The organism is Mesorhizobium sp. M4A.F.Ca.ET.050.02.1.1 (assembly GCF_003997725.1).
Lineage (GTDB): Bacteria > Pseudomonadota > Alphaproteobacteria > Rhizobiales > Rhizobiaceae > Mesorhizobium.
The window spans coordinates 1-13,801 of the sequence record NZ_RZSG01000007.1 but is presented as its reverse complement, the minus strand read 5'-3'; the positions used below and the strand labels follow the sequence as shown (position 1 = coordinate 13,801).

The window sequence follows — 13,801 nt, the reverse complement described above, 5'->3', positions numbered from 1 at the left end:
GACCCGGTTTTCGGAAAAGATCATGGTCAGATAAAGAGAAGGACGATCCGCTCGAGCTACCGGGGCGGATCGTCCGCCAGCAGATCCGGCCGCCGCTCCTTGGTCAGCTTCTCTGCCTCGGCCCGCCGCCATTCTGCGATCTTTCTGTGATTGCCCGAGATCAGCACATCGGGAATCGGCCGGCCCTCGAACTCCTGCGGCCGCGTATAGTGCGGATGTTCGAGCAGGCCGTTCTCGAAACTCTCTTCTTCGCCGGAGACCGCATTGCCCATGACGCCCGGCAAGAGCCGCACCACGGCATCGAGCAGCACCAGCGCGGCCGGCTCACCGCCCGACAGGATGAAGTCGCCGACCGAGACCTCCTCTAATCCCCGCGCGTCGATCACCCGCTGGTCGACGCCCTCGAAGCGGCCGCACAGGATCACCGCGCCAGGCCCGGCGGCAAGCTCGCGCACGCGGGCCTGCGTCAGGGGTTTTCCGCGCGGGCTCATCAAGAGGCGGGCGCGCGCATCACCCGGCGGCGAGGCATGGTCGATGGCTTTCGCCAGCACGTCGGCGCGCATCACCATGCCGGCGCCGCCGCCAGCCGGCGTGTCGTCGACGGTGCGATGCCTGTCGGTGGCGAAATCGCGGATCTGGATCGCCTCAAGCGACCATGTGCCGGCTTCCAGCGCCCGGCCGGCCAGCGATAGGCCGAGCGGACCGGGAAACATCTCCGGATAGAGCGTCAGCACCGAGGCAACAAAGCTCACCGATTGCCCCCGGCGTCCTTCGGTCCGCGCGGCCGGCCCTTCGGGTCGAAGCCGTCGCGGCCGGGAGCGGCCTGGCCATCCTCGTCTTCGACCAGCCCCGCCGCCAGCGGATCGACGCGGACGAACCCTTCGGCGACCGACACCTGCGGGACAGCGGCCTGGGTGAACGGAATCAGTACGCCTTTGCGGCCGGCAAGCGTCACGTCGAGTATGTCGCCACCGCCGAAATTGTGCACGGCGACGACCTTTCCGATGGCCGCGCCGGTGTCGTCCCTGACCTCCAGCCCGATCAGGTCGGCGTGATAGAACTCGTCCTCCTCGCCGTCGTCAGGCAGCACCGAACGATCGACGAACAGTTCGGTGCCGGAAAGCGCCTCGGCGGCATTGCGGTCGCTGATACCCTTGAAACGCACCACCACGACGGTGTTGGCGGGCCGGATGTCGATGATCTGGAAGGCGCGGCCGTCCTTGGCATAGAGCGGCCCGTAATCGGCGAGCGCCAGCGGATCGCCGGTGAAGGTCTTCACCCGCAGCTCGCCCTTGATGCCATGTGCGGCGCCGATCACGGCCAGCTGGACGGGGTTCTGGGGCTTGGTCATGGCGCGACATCCTTTGCCCTGCTCTAACCCTCCCCAGCCGTCATTTCAATGATCGCCCGGCGTCATTCCAATGATCGCCTCTTCACCGCTTCCTAACCCGACTGGCGGACAATGCCGCCATGCAGGAATTCCTCATCCCGGCAAAGCCCGACCTCCAGGCGGCGCGCGAGAACTGGCTGAAGATGCTGGCGCGCGAACGGCGGCTGTCGCCGGAGACGGTGGAAGCCTATGAGCGCGACACGCGCCAGTTCCTGCATTTCCTGACCGGCCATTGCGGCGGCCCGCCCGGCATATCCGACATTGCCGAGTTGCGCCCGGCTGATCTGCGCGGATTCCTCGCCGCCCGCCGCAACGCCGGCGCCGGTGCCCGCACGCTCGGCCGCGGGCTGGCCGGTATCCGCTCGCTGCTGCGCTTCCTCGAACGCCGCGGCCTCGCCAATGCTGCGGGCGCGGCGGCGCTGCGCGCGCCGCGCCAGCCGAAATCGCTGCCCAAGCCGCTGACGGCGAGTGATGCAAGAGACGTCGTCTCCGTCGAAGGCCAGCTGGCGGAAGAGCCCTGGATCGCCGCCCGCAACGCCGCCGTGCTGACGCTGCTCTACGGCTCGGGCCTGCGCATTTCCGAGGCGCTCGGCCTCGCCGGCGCCGAGCTGGTGTCGGAGACGGACACGGTGCTGCGCATCATCGGCAAGGGCGGCAAGACCAGGCTGGTGCCGGTGCTGCCGGTTGCCTTGCGCGCGGTCGCCGAATACCGCCGGCTCTGCCCCTTCCATATTGATCCGAAGGGCCTGCTGTTTCGCGGCGCGCGCGGCGGGCCGCTCAATCCGGCGATCGTCCAGCGCGACATGGCGAAGCTGCGCTCGGCGCTCAACCTGCCGGACACCGCCACGCCGCACGCCTTGCGCCATTCCTTCGCCACGCATCTGCTCGGCCGGGGCGGCGACCTGCGCACCATCCAGGAACTGCTCGGCCACGCCAGCCTGTCGACGACCCAAATCTACACCGGCGTCGACACCGCGCGGCTGCTGGAGATCTACGAATCCGCGCATCCACGGGCGTAAACCGCCGACTTCGTAGGCGACGCGATGGGCCTTTCGGTTGATCGTCAGGACATCATCGGACAACGCAAGCTGTTGTTAAGACCAACAGCACCGAAAACAATTTCATTCTGTCGATTAACTGTTTTGCCGCTTTTCAGCGCTAAGACGCTTCCTCATGAAACGCGTCATCGCCATCGCTGATCGCGCGGCCCTCGTGTCGCTGAGGCTGCTTGTCGCGCTGAACGTACTGTTCTTCCTGTCCTTCCTCGTCGTCCTGCTGCTGGCCGGCAGGGCACATGCCGAAGCTGCAGCCTGCGGCGGCAACGACATGCTGAGCGCGCTGCAGAAGGACGATCCGGCCACCTATCGCAAGATCGAGGCCGAAGCGGCGGCGACGCCGAACGGCAAGGGCCTCCTTTGGAAACTCGAAAAGCCGGGCGAAAAGCCTTCCTTCCTGTTCGGCACGATGCACATGACCGATCCGCGCGTCACCACGCTGCCGGCGTCCGCGCGAAAGGCTTTCGGCGCCGCCGACACGGTCGTCATCGAGACCACCGAAGTGCTCGACCAGCAGAAGATGATGGCCGCGCTCGTCAAGGAGCCGGACCTGATGATGTTCACCGACAGCACCACGCTGTCCTCGCTGCTGTCGCCCGACGACGCGGCGACGATGAACAAGGCGCTCGACGCGCGCGGCATTCCACCGGCGACCGTCGCCAAGATGAAGCCGTGGATGTTGTCGGCCATGGTGGCGCTGCCGGCCTGCGAGCTGGCGCGCAAGGCCGGCGGCGCGCCGGTGCTCGACGTCAAGCTCGCCGAGGACGCCAAGGCCTCGGGCAAGGCCGTCGAGGGGCTGGAGACCGTCGCCGACCAGCTTCATGCCATGGCCTCGGTGCCGCTTGCCTTCCACATGAAGGGCCTGGTCGACACGTTGAAGCTCGGCGACAAGGTCAATGACGTCAACGAAACCATGATCGTGCTCTACCAGCACGGCGACACCGGCATGTTCTGGCCGCTGTTTCGAGCAGTCCTGCCCGGCGACGCCGACGATCCGGCCAGCTACGCCGCCTTCGAGGAAACCATGATCACCAGCCGCAACAAGGTGATGGCCGATCATGCCGCGCCGTTCTTGGCCAGGGGCAATGCCTTCATCGCGGTGGGCGCCTTGCACCTTCCCGGCCCGCAGGGGCTGGTCGAGGATTTTCGCAAGGCCGGCTACACGGTGACCGCCGTCGACTGATCCGCACGGCCGGGTTGCGCTTCGATCGGGAAGGAGCGCCGGTGCCGTGCTGATTCGTGACTTGGCGGCGCAAGGCTCCCCGGTTTCGTGCCGAATGGTGTCGAAAGACCGGGTTCGGCTCGATCCCGACCCATTTTGTGGTGGAAATGCCTGCCGGCAGGGGATCCCAGGTCAGAATTGCCCTGCTTTCAGCATTTTCCGGGCCTAGTATGAAACCCGTTCAACGGTCGCGCGTTGACGGTTGTTATTTGATACTTTTCATCCACGGAGGACACTTTTATGGCGAACCCTAACGACACTCCCAGATCGGGCGGCGGCGGCAGTGGCTGGCTGATTGCCCTGGTGGTCATTATCCTGGCCATTGTTGCCTACTATGTTTTCGGAAGAAGCGGCGAAGCTCCGGCGCCCGCCGAGCCGCCGGCCGCCAGCACACCGGCGCCCGCTCCCGAGCCGATGAAACCTGCGGAACCTGCCCCGGCACCTGCGCCAGCGCCCGCTCCGGCACCAGAGCCGGCTCCCGCGCCAGCACCGGCCCCGGCGCCCGCTCCGGCACCTGCGCCGTCTCCGTAATCAGGCTTAGCTCAACGACGAACGGCCCGCCGAAAGGCGGGCCGTTTTGTTTGGTGGCAACCACGTTTTCGACGGGCGTTCGGCGCCGCCGCGTGGCGCGCAGCTAGATGTGGATCGGCTTGAAGAAGGTGGCCAGCGCCGCTTCCTTCACCGCTTCCGACATCGTCGGGTGTGCGTGGCAGGTACGGGCTAGATCTTCCGACGAGCCGCCGAACTCCATCAGCACCGCCGCCTCGTGGATCATCTCGCCGGCGCCGAAGCCGACGATGTGGACTCCGAGCACGCGGTCGCTTTGCTTGTCGGCCAGGATCTTGACGAAGCCGTCGGTATGCAGCATGGCGCGCGCCCGGCCATTGGCGGTGAACGGGAACTTGCCGGCCTTATAGTCGATGCCGGCCTTCTTCAACTCCTCCTCGGTCTTGCCGACCGAGGCGATCTCCGGGCTGGTATAGACGACGCTCGGGATCACGTCGTAGTTCACATGGCCGGCCTGGCCGGCAATGATCTCGGCCACCGACACGCCCTCGTCCTCGGCCTTGTGCGCCAGCATCGGCCCGGCGATGACGTCGCCGATGGCGTAGATGCCGGGCACGTTGGTCCTGAGGTGCCGGTCGGTCTTGACGCGGCCGCGCTCGTCGACCTCGACGCCGGCTTCCTTCAGCCCGAGGCTGTCGGCATAGGGGCGGCGGCCGGTGGCGACCAGCACCACGTCGGCGGCGATCGTTTCGGCGGCGCCTCCCTTCACCGGCTCGAAGGTGATGCTGGCGCCCTTCTTGGCCTTGGCGACTCCGGTGACCTTGGCGCCGAGCTTGAACTCGAAACCCTGCTTGGAAAGCAGCCGCTGGAACTGTTTCGAAACTTCGCCGTCCACGCCGCCGAGGATGGCGTCGAGGAATTCGACGACAGTGACCTTGGCGCCGAGCCTGGCCCAGACCGAGCCGAGCTCCAGCCCGATGACGCCACCGCCGACCACCACCAGATGGCCCGGCACCTTTTCCAGCGACAGCGCGCCGGTCGACGACACGATCACCTTCTCGTCGAAGTCGACCTTGACGCCGGGAATGCCGGCAACGTCCGAGCCGGTGGCGATCACGATGTTCTTGGTCTCGATCTCCTCGACCTTGCCGTCCTCACCGGTGACCGAGACCTTGCCGGCTGCGACCACCTTGCCGGTGCCTTGGAAGCTATCGATCTTGTTCTTCTTGAACAGGAAGGCGACGCCGTTGACGTTGGCCGTCACGGTCGCGTCCTTGTGCGCCATCATCTTCTTCAGATTGAGCTTCGGCGTGCCGATTTCGACGCCGAGCGTGTCGAAGGAATGGCCGGCCTCGGCGAACATCTCGGAGGCGTGAAGCAGCGCCTTCGACGGGATGCAGCCGATGTTGAGGCAGGTGCCGCCGAAGGTGGCGTTCTTCTCGATCACCGCCGTCTTCAGCCCGAGCTGCGCCGCCTTGATGGCGCAGACATAGCCGCCCGGTCCCGATCCGATGATTACAACGTCATAAGCCATGGTGTTGTCCCTTTATCCGGCCTTCAGCGGCCGCCGCTCACATTCAGGATCGCGCCCGTTATATAGGAGGCCGCATCCGACAGAAGATAGAGAACGGCGCTGGCGACCTCATCGGCCGTCCCCGCCCTCTTCATCGGCAGCATATCCTGCATCCGCGCCACACGATCGGGCTGGCCGCCGGACGCGTGGATCTCGGTGTCGGTGATGCCGGGGCTGACCGCATTGACGCGGATGCCTTCCGTCGCCACCTCGCGCGCCAGGCCGATGGTCAAAGTGTCGATCGCGCCCTTGGAGGCGGCGTAGTCGACATATTCGCCGGGCGAACCCAGCCTCGCCGCGGCGGAAGAGATGTTGACGATGCCGCCGCCCTTGCCGCCATGCCGGGTCGACATGCGCTTGACCGCCTCACGCGCGCAGAGGAAGGAGCCGACGACATTGACGCGCATCATGCGCTCTACCCGCGCGGCGCTCATCTCGTCGACGCGCGTCTTGGCGTCGACGATGCCGGCATTGTTGACGAAAGCATCGAGCCGGCCGAAGGTTCTGTCCACCGCCTCGAACATCGCCAGCACATCGGCCTCGTTGCCGACATCGCCCTTGACGGCAATGGCCTCGCCGCCCGCGGCCTTGAGTTCGGCGACGAGCGCCTCGGCGACTGCCTGGTTGGAGACAAAATTGACAGCGACACGATAGCCGGCCTGGCTGGCCTGCCGGCAGATGGCGGCGCCGATGCCGCGGCTGCCGCCGGTGACCAGCAGCGTCTTCTTGTCCGCGCTCATTCCTGGCAGCCTTTCAGCAGGAAGACATCCCACGGCACCTTGGAAAAGCCGTCCGGGCCATAGGCGGCCGACATCTGCAGCGAAGCACCTAGATCTGGAAAGATCAGGCTTTTCGGCGCCTCCGCGCCTTCGGCCGGCAGCAGCGCGATGTTGCCCTTGTCGTCGGCGCTGTAGACGACGCCCTCCCACACCGTGCAGGCGGCGAGTTCATCGCCGGTCACGTCGCCGGTCGGGCATTTGTACATCAGCGAGCCATGCGGCCGCGCCACGCCGTCGGTCCACATGACGATACCGTCCAGCACCACGCCCTTGTCGAGCAGCATCTTGAAGCTGTTGGTGACGGTGGCCGAGTCCATGGTCGGCCTGAAATCGATGCCGGCCTCGCTTTCGGCATCGCCATAGACGGCGAGTTCCAGCGGGCAGGCGGCGTGGGCCTCATGACCCGCTGCGAGGACAGCCAGCGAACCGGCCATATATCCGATTATGGGCGAGGTGACGTTTGCCATCAGTTGGCTTGGCTGCTCTCGCGGCCGTCGGCGTTTTCGAGCACGCCGAAATCGGTCATCAAGACCAGCGGCTCGCCGGCCGCGTCCAATCCCCAGAAGGACGGATAGAAGCCGTCGCCCCAACCGCTCCAGAACATCGCGATGTTGGTCGCCTTGCCGGCGACCGGATGATGCATGACGAACCGATCCTGGTTGGGCGCGAATTCGGCCGCCAGCACATCGTCATAATAATTCTGGTCGGGCTTTAGCCTGTCCTGCGCGGCCGACATCAGCGCCATCGCCGTCTTGTCCATGAACGAGCCCAGACCGGCATCGACGGGATAGCCGAAGATCTCGTCGGCCTTAAGCGTCGCGATATCCTGGCCGGGCATGGTGGCGAGTTCCCAGCGCACCGGCGTGCCGGGATGGAAGCGTAGGAAGGCCGCCGCCACACGGCCCTGCGCCTCGAACAGCGAAACCGGATAGTGCCCGGGCTTCACCTTGCGGCTCAGCGCCGGCCAGTCATCGCTTGTAACCAGGGGATCGCAGGCGATGATCTCACCTGTCGGCAACTCAAGGTCTCCGATTGGCGTGATCGCTATCTTGCGCTCCGCCAGTTGCGTCTCGCTGAGCGCGAAGATACCGAGGTTGCTGCTCGCCTTTGCCGGATCCCATTGTGCGGCGATTGCCAGCGAAGGGATAGCCGTGGACAGGCCCAGTCCGACAAGGCCGCGCCGAAAAACCCGCTGTAAGCCGCGCGCCGCACGCCCCAGCCCGAACCCCAGGTGCTCCAGCCAGCCACTCATAGCGGGTCAGCCTTCGATCACAGATCGAGCACCAGCCGTTCCGGATCCTCCAGGCTTTCCTTGACGCGCACCAGGAAGGTCACCGCTTCCTTGCCGTCGACGATGCGGTGGTCGTAGCTGAGCGCCAGGTACATCATCGGCCGGATCACGATCTGGCCGCCGACCACCACCGGCCGGTCCTGGATCTTGTGCATGCCGAGGATGCCCGACTGCGGCGCATTCAGGATCGGCGTCGACATCAGCGACCCGTAGACGCCGCCATTGGAGATGGTGAAGGTGCCGCCCTGCATGTCGGCGACGGAAAGCTTGCCGTCGCGCGCGGCGAGGCCGAGGCGGCCGATCTCCTTCTCGATCTCGGCTATTCCCATCTGGTCGGCATCCCGCACCACCGGCACCACCAGGCCCTTGTCGGTGCCGACGGCGACGCCGACATGGGCGAAGTTCTTGTAGATGATGTCGGTGCCGTCGATCTCGGCGTTGACCGCCGGGATCTCCTTCAGCGCATGCGTCACCGCCTTGGTGAAGAAGCCCATGAAGCCGAGCTTCACGCCGTGCTTCTTCTCGAACACGTCCTTGTACTTGGATCGCAGCGCCATCACCGCGCTCATGTCGACCTCGTTGAAGGTGGTGAGCATGGCGGCGGTCGACTGCGCTTCCTTGAGCCGCCGCGCGATGGTCTGGCGCAGCTTGGTCATGCGCACGCGCTCCTCGCGCGGGGCGTCTTCGGCCGGCGACGGCGCGCCCCTGGCGATGGCGTCGAGCACGTCGCCCTTCAGCACCTGGCCGCGCTTGCCGGTGCCGGTGATCTGGTCGACCGCGAGGTTGGCCTCGGCGATCAGCTTCGCCGCCGCCGGCGCCGGCGGCATGGAGCGCTGCTCGATCGCGCCGGCATCGCCGGCGATCTTGGCGGTCTCGGCGGCAGCCTGCTTGACGGTGGACGCCGCCTCGGGGCTGGAGGCCTGCGACACGGCTTGCGGCTTGGTCGCGGGCGCCGCCGCCTCGCCGCCGGCCGAGATCGAGCCGAGCAGCGCGCCGACGCCGACCGTCTCGCCTTCCTTTGCGATGATCTCGCCCAGCGTTCCGGCGCCCGGGGACGGCACTTCCACCGTCACCTTGTCGGTCTCGAGCTCGACCAGCGGCTCATCGGCGGCGATCGCGTCGCCAACCTTCTTGAACCATTTGCCGATGGTCGCTTCGGTGACGGATTCGCCGAGGGTGGGGACGCGGATTTCGGTAGCCATTGTGCCTGTCCGTTCTGTCTCGTTAAGGTTCTATTCGCCGAGCGCGTCGTCGAGCAAGGCGGCGAGCTGGCTGAGATGCTTCGACATCAACCCGGTCGCCGGCGAGGCCGAGGCCGGACGGCCGGTGTAGCGCACCCGCTGATGCTTGGCGTCGATATGTGCCAGCACCCATTCCAGATAGGGGTCGATGAACGACCAGGCGCCCATGTTCTTGGGCTCCTCCTGGCACCACACCATCTCGGCATTGCGGAAGCGTGACAGTTCGGTGATCAGCGCCTTGGCCGGGAACGGATAGAGCTGCTCGACGCGCAACAGGTAGATGTCGTTGATGCCGCGCTTCTCGCGTTCCTCGTAGAGGTCGTAATAGACCTTGCCCGAACACAGCACGACGCGGCGGATCTTGGAATCCTTGGTCAGCTTGATCGCCTGGTTCGGCAACAGCTGCGCGTCGTCCCACAACAGCCGGTGGAACGAGCTTTCGCCCGAAATCTCCGAAAGCGTCGACACCGCCCGCTTGTGGCGCAGCAGCGACTTCGGCGTCATCAGGATCAGCGGCTTGCGGAAATCGCGCTTCAATTGCCGGCGCAAGATGTGGAAGTAGTTGGCCGGCGTGGTGACGTTGGCCACCTGCATATTGTCTTCGGCGCAGAGCTGCAGGAAGCGCTCGAGCCTGGCCGACGAGTGCTCGGGTCCCTGGCCCTCATAGCCATGCGGCAGTAGGCAGACGAGCCCCGACATTCTGAGCCACTTGCGCTCGCCGGATGAGATGAACTGGTCGAACACCACCTGGGCGCCGTTGGCGAAGTCGCCGAACTGCGCTTCCCACAGCGTCAGCGCCTTCGGCTCGGCCAGGCTGTAGCCATATTCGAAGCCGAGCACGGCCTCTTCCGACAGCATCGAGTTGATGACCTCGTAGCCGGCCTGCGCCGCCGACAGATTGTTGAGCGGGATGTAACGCGTCTCGTCGCGCTGGTCGTAGAGCACCGAATGGCGCTGCGAGAAGGTGCCGCGCTCCGAGTCCTGGCCGGAGAGGCGGATCGGGTTGCCGTCGAGAAGGATGGCGCCGAAGGCCAGCGCCTCGGCCGTCGACCAGTCGATGCCTTCGCCGGATTCGATCGACTGGCGGCGGTTCTCGAGGAAGCGGACGATCGTCTTGTGCGCCTCGAAACCCTTCGGCACCTCGGTCAGCTTCTTGCCGATCTCCTTCAGCGTCTTGACCGGCACGGCGGTCTTGCCGCGCCGTTGCTCATCCTGGTTGTCGGCCGTGCGCAGGCCGGACCAGGCGCCGTCCAGCCAGTCGGCCTTGTTCGGCTTGTAGGACTGGCCAACCTCCCATTCGACTTCCAGATGCGCCCGCCAGTCGGCCTTCATCTTGTCGAATTCGGCCTGGGTGATGTGGCCCTCGGCGATCAGCCGGTCGGCATAGATCTGCACCGTCGTCTTGTGGGTGCGGATGGCGCGGTACATGATCGGCTGGGTGAAGGCCGGCTCGTCGCCCTCATTGTGGCCGAAGCGGCGGTAGCAGAACATGTCCACCACTACCGGCTTGTGGAACTTCATGCGGAACTCGGTCGCCACCTTGGCGCCGTGCACCACGGCTTCCGGATCGTCGCCATTGACGTGGAAGATCGGCGCCTCGATCATCTTGGCCACATCCGACGGATAGGGCGAGGAGCGCGAGAAGCGCGGATTGGTGGTGAAGCCGATCTGGTTGTTGATGATGAAATGCAGCGTGCCGGCAACGCGGTGGCCGCGCAGGCCGGACAAGCCGAGGATTTCGGCGATCACGCCTTGGCCGGCGAAGGCCGCGTCGCCGTGCAGCAGGAGCGGCATCACCTTGGCGCGTTCCGATAGCGGCACGATCTCGCCACGCTCGCGGCCGGCGAGCTGATCCTGCTTGGCGCGCGCCTTGCCCATCACCACCGGGTCGACGATTTCCAGATGCGAGGGGTTGGCGGTCAGCGACAGGTGCACCTTGTTGCCGTCGAACTCGCGGTCCGACGAGGCGCCAAGATGGTACTTGACGTCGCCCGAGCCCTCGACCTCGTCGGGTGCTGCCGAGCCGCCCTTGAACTCGTGGAAGATGGCGCGGTGCGGCTTGGCCAACACCTGGGAGAGCACGTTGAGGCGGCCGCGATGCGCCATGCCAAGCACGACCTCCTTCAGGCCGAGCTGGCCGCCGCGCTTGAGTATCTGCTCCAGCGCCGGGATCAGGGCTTCGCCGCCGTCGAGGCCGAAGCGCTTGGTGCCCTTGTACTTGACGTCGGCGAACTGCTCGAAGCCTTCCGATTCAATCAGCTTCTGCAGGATCGCCTTCTTGCCGGTCGCGGTGAAGGTGATCTCCTTGTCGGCGCCCTCGATGCGCGCCTGGATCCACGCCTTTTCTTCCGGATCGGAGATGTGCATGAACTCGACGCCGAGCGTCGAGCAGTAGGTGCGGGTGAGAATCTCCAGCATCTGCCGGATGGTGCCGAATTCGAGCCCGAGCACATTGTCGAGGAAGATCGGCCGGTCGTAATCGGCTGACGTGAAGCCGTAATTCTCGGGTGACAGCTCGTTATAGTCCTCGAGCGGCTTGGCGATGCCGAGCGGGTCGAGATTGGCATGCAAATGGCCGCGCATGCGGTAGGCGCGGATCATCATGATGGCGCGCACGGAATCGCGCGTCGCCTGGTGCACGTCGGCATCGGACAGGACGACGCCGTTGGTGACCGCCTTCTCCTTGACCTTCTTCTCGATCGCCTTTTCGACCAGGCCCCAATTGCCGTCGAGCGCCGACACCAGTTCGCCATTGGCCTGCATCGGCCAGGAGGGCTTGGCCCAGGAAGCGCCCTTGGCGTTCTTGCGAACGTCCGCGGCGTCGTCCTTCAGCGCCGCGAAGAAGTCCTGCCATTCGGGATTGACCGATTCAGGATCGTCCTCATAGGCGGCATAAAGCGCGTCGATATAGTCGGCATTGCCGCCATAGAGGAAAGAGGTGAGCGAGAATTGGTCGTTGGCCTGATCTTGTCGTGCCATGTCACTTGTCGGAGCCTGGCTCCGTCTCCTTTTCAGGGTGAATGGTGAATAGTGAGTGGTGAATGGTCAGCAGAAAACCCGGGACTTCCCTCGATTTTGCACCGCCACTCATCCGTACTTGCCATTCACTATTCACCATTCACTATTCACTGACCCTTGATCGCCTCGACCAGCGTCGTGCCGAGCCTTGCCGGCGACGGCGAAACCTTGATGCCGGCCGATTCCATCGCCGCGATCTTGTCTTCCGCGCCGCCCTTGCCGCCGGAGATGACCGCGCCGGCGTGGCCCATGGTGCGGCCGGCCGGTGCCGTGCGCCCGGCGATGAAGCCCGCCATCGGCTTCTTGCGGCCGCGTTTGGCTTCGTCCTTGAGGAACTGCGCGGCGTCTTCCTCGGCCGAACCGCCGATCTCGCCGATCATGATGATCGACTTGGTCTCGTCGTCGGCGAGGAACATTTCCAGCATGTCGATGAATTCAGTGCCCTTGACCGGATCGCCGCCGATGCCGACGGCGGTGGTCTGGCCGAGGCCGACATTGGTGGTCTGGAAGACTGCCTCATAGGTAAGGGTTCCCGAGCGGGAAACAACGCCGACCGAGCCTTTGCGGAAGATGTTGCCGGGCATGATGCCGATCTTGCATTCGTCGGGCGTCAGCACGCCCGGGCAGTTCGGGCCGATCAGCCGCGAGGTCGAGCGGTCGAGCCGCGCCTTGACCTTGACCATGTCCATCACCGGGATGCCTTCGGTGATGCAGACGATGAGCGGGATCTCGGCCTCGATCGCCTCGATGATGGCCTCGCCCGCGCCCGCCGGCGGCACATAGATGACGGAGGCGTTGGCGCCGGTCTTTTCCTTGCCTTCGGCGACCGTGGCGAAGATCGGCAGGCTCTCGCCCTTGGCGCCGGTCCAGGTCTCGCCGCCCTTCTTCGGGTGGATGCCGCCCACCATCTTGGTGTCGTGATAGGCCAGCGCCTGCTCGGTATGGAACGTGCCGGTCTTGCCGGTCAGGCCCTGCACGAGAACCTTGGTGTTCTTGTCGACGAGAATGGACATGGGTGAGAACGCCTCTGAATTCAGCGATTACAAGAAAGGATTGACGGCCCGGACCGAGCCGTAAACCTGGTTGTGATTGAGATCCTCGGTGTAGAAGATCGGCGCGCCAAGTCGCTCCGCGGCCGCGAGCAGTGCTGCGTCATAGTATTTGAGTTGATAGCGGCGCGCGAGACGAAGGCCCGCGATGACATAGGCCTGGTCGACCGGGACGAACGGAAGCGCGCCGAGAAAGACCAGCCACCGGTCGACCACAGCATCGGCAAAGGCCGACTTGCGTCTCGCGACATTCGCGAACTCGGCCAAGGTCTGGCCGGAGACACCGAACACGGTCCCGAGCACAAGCCTTTGCGCGATATCGTGGCGGCGAGGATCACTTGTCCTCTCCGAAGCCGCGTACAGGAGGACGTTCGAGTCGAGAAAGCATTCTATCCTCTCGTTCGGCATAGATCTCGTCCCGGTTCCATTTGTATTCGGGGCCTAGGTCGAGCGGCGATTCCTCCATCAGCCTGCGCATGCCTTCCCGCGCCCAGGCGATCCGGTCTTCCTGTTCGACCTCATGCGCGAGCAGCGAGCGGATCAGGGCGTTGAGTGTTGTCTTGCGATGCTCCGCGAGGCCTCGCGCCTTTTCGAGCAGAGCTTCGTCCATGGCCAGGGTGACGTTCTTCATCGTCCGTCTCCACATAAATACACAGGAATAATATGTGTGATTATG

The 13,801-nt window shown here is 65.1% G+C and carries 13 protein-coding genes; 2 read left to right on the top strand and 11 right to left on the bottom strand.

Annotated elements, in window-relative coordinates; all coding sequences use genetic code 11:
* Positions 1 to 56 precede the first annotated feature (56 nt).
* A complete protein-coding gene (trmD, locus tag EOA33_RS01370) occupies positions 57 to 752 on the bottom strand; it encodes a tRNA (guanosine(37)-N1)-methyltransferase TrmD (RefSeq protein ID WP_126057467.1) in 696 nt (231 codons plus the stop codon).
* The gene (gene rimM, locus EOA33_RS01365; protein ID WP_126057466.1) at positions 749 to 1,351 is read right to left on the bottom strand and encodes a ribosome maturation factor RimM; all 603 of its coding nucleotides are present in this window, start codon (positions 1,349 to 1,351) and stop codon (positions 749 to 751) included. Before rimM ends, trmD begins: the two co-directional genes overlap by 4 nt.
* Positions 1,352 to 1,470: 119 nt before the next feature.
* Between rimM and EOA33_RS01360 the strand changes: the two genes are divergently transcribed.
* Positions 1,471 to 2,409 (top strand): tyrosine recombinase XerC, encoded by a 939-nt coding sequence (locus EOA33_RS01360; protein WP_126057465.1) that lies wholly within the window; start codon positions 1,471 to 1,473, stop codon positions 2,407 to 2,409.
* 154 nt (positions 2,410 to 2,563) lie between these two features.
* Positions 2,564 to 3,628, top strand: coding sequence for a TraB/GumN family protein (locus EOA33_RS01355; protein WP_127404785.1), 1,065 nt, complete (start codon positions 2,564 to 2,566; stop codon positions 3,626 to 3,628).
* A gap of 673 nt (positions 3,629 to 4,301) precedes the next feature.
* On the opposite strand, the gene lpdA is transcribed toward EOA33_RS01355, so the two are convergent.
* From lpdA to EOA33_RS01305, 9 genes are all read right to left on the bottom strand, one after another.
* Entirely contained in the window at positions 4,302 to 5,708 is a 1,407-nt protein-coding gene (gene lpdA / locus EOA33_RS01345; protein WP_127404784.1) for a dihydrolipoyl dehydrogenase, read from the bottom strand.
* Positions 5,709 to 5,731: 23 nt separating this feature from the next.
* Positions 5,732 to 6,487, bottom strand: coding sequence for a glucose 1-dehydrogenase (locus tag EOA33_RS01340; protein ID WP_126057462.1), 756 nt, complete (start codon positions 6,485 to 6,487; stop codon positions 5,732 to 5,734).
* Positions 6,484 to 6,993: a hypothetical protein gene (locus EOA33_RS01335; RefSeq protein ID WP_126057461.1), complete on the bottom strand. Its 510-nt coding sequence runs from the start codon at positions 6,991 to 6,993 to the stop codon at positions 6,484 to 6,486. The genes EOA33_RS01340 and EOA33_RS01335 overlap by 4 nt, the downstream gene beginning before the upstream one ends.
* The gene (locus tag EOA33_RS01330; protein ID WP_126057460.1) at positions 6,993 to 7,778 is read right to left on the bottom strand and encodes a DUF4241 domain-containing protein; all 786 of its coding nucleotides are present in this window, start codon (positions 7,776 to 7,778) and stop codon (positions 6,993 to 6,995) included. Before EOA33_RS01330 ends, EOA33_RS01335 begins: the two co-directional genes overlap by 1 nt.
* A gap of 17 nt (positions 7,779 to 7,795) precedes the next feature.
* Positions 7,796 to 9,019, bottom strand: coding sequence for a 2-oxoglutarate dehydrogenase complex dihydrolipoyllysine-residue succinyltransferase (gene odhB, locus EOA33_RS01325; RefSeq protein WP_127404783.1), 1,224 nt, complete (start codon positions 9,017 to 9,019; stop codon positions 7,796 to 7,798).
* Positions 9,020 to 9,049: 30 nt separating this feature from the next.
* Entirely contained in the window at positions 9,050 to 12,037 is a 2,988-nt protein-coding gene (locus tag EOA33_RS01320) for a 2-oxoglutarate dehydrogenase E1 component (protein ID WP_126057458.1), read from the bottom strand.
* A 146-nt stretch (positions 12,038 to 12,183) separates the two neighbouring features.
* Positions 12,184 to 13,089 (bottom strand): succinate--CoA ligase subunit alpha, encoded by a 906-nt coding sequence (gene sucD / locus EOA33_RS01315; RefSeq protein WP_126057457.1) that lies wholly within the window; start codon positions 13,087 to 13,089, stop codon positions 12,184 to 12,186.
* 27 nt (positions 13,090 to 13,116) lie between these two features.
* Entirely contained in the window at positions 13,117 to 13,533 is a 417-nt protein-coding gene (locus EOA33_RS01310) for a PIN domain-containing protein (RefSeq protein ID WP_126057456.1), read from the bottom strand.
* Entirely contained in the window at positions 13,460 to 13,756 is a 297-nt protein-coding gene (locus EOA33_RS01305; protein ID WP_126057455.1) for a hypothetical protein, read from the bottom strand. Before EOA33_RS01305 ends, EOA33_RS01310 begins: the two co-directional genes overlap by 74 nt.
* Positions 13,757 to 13,801: the final 45 nt, after the last annotated feature.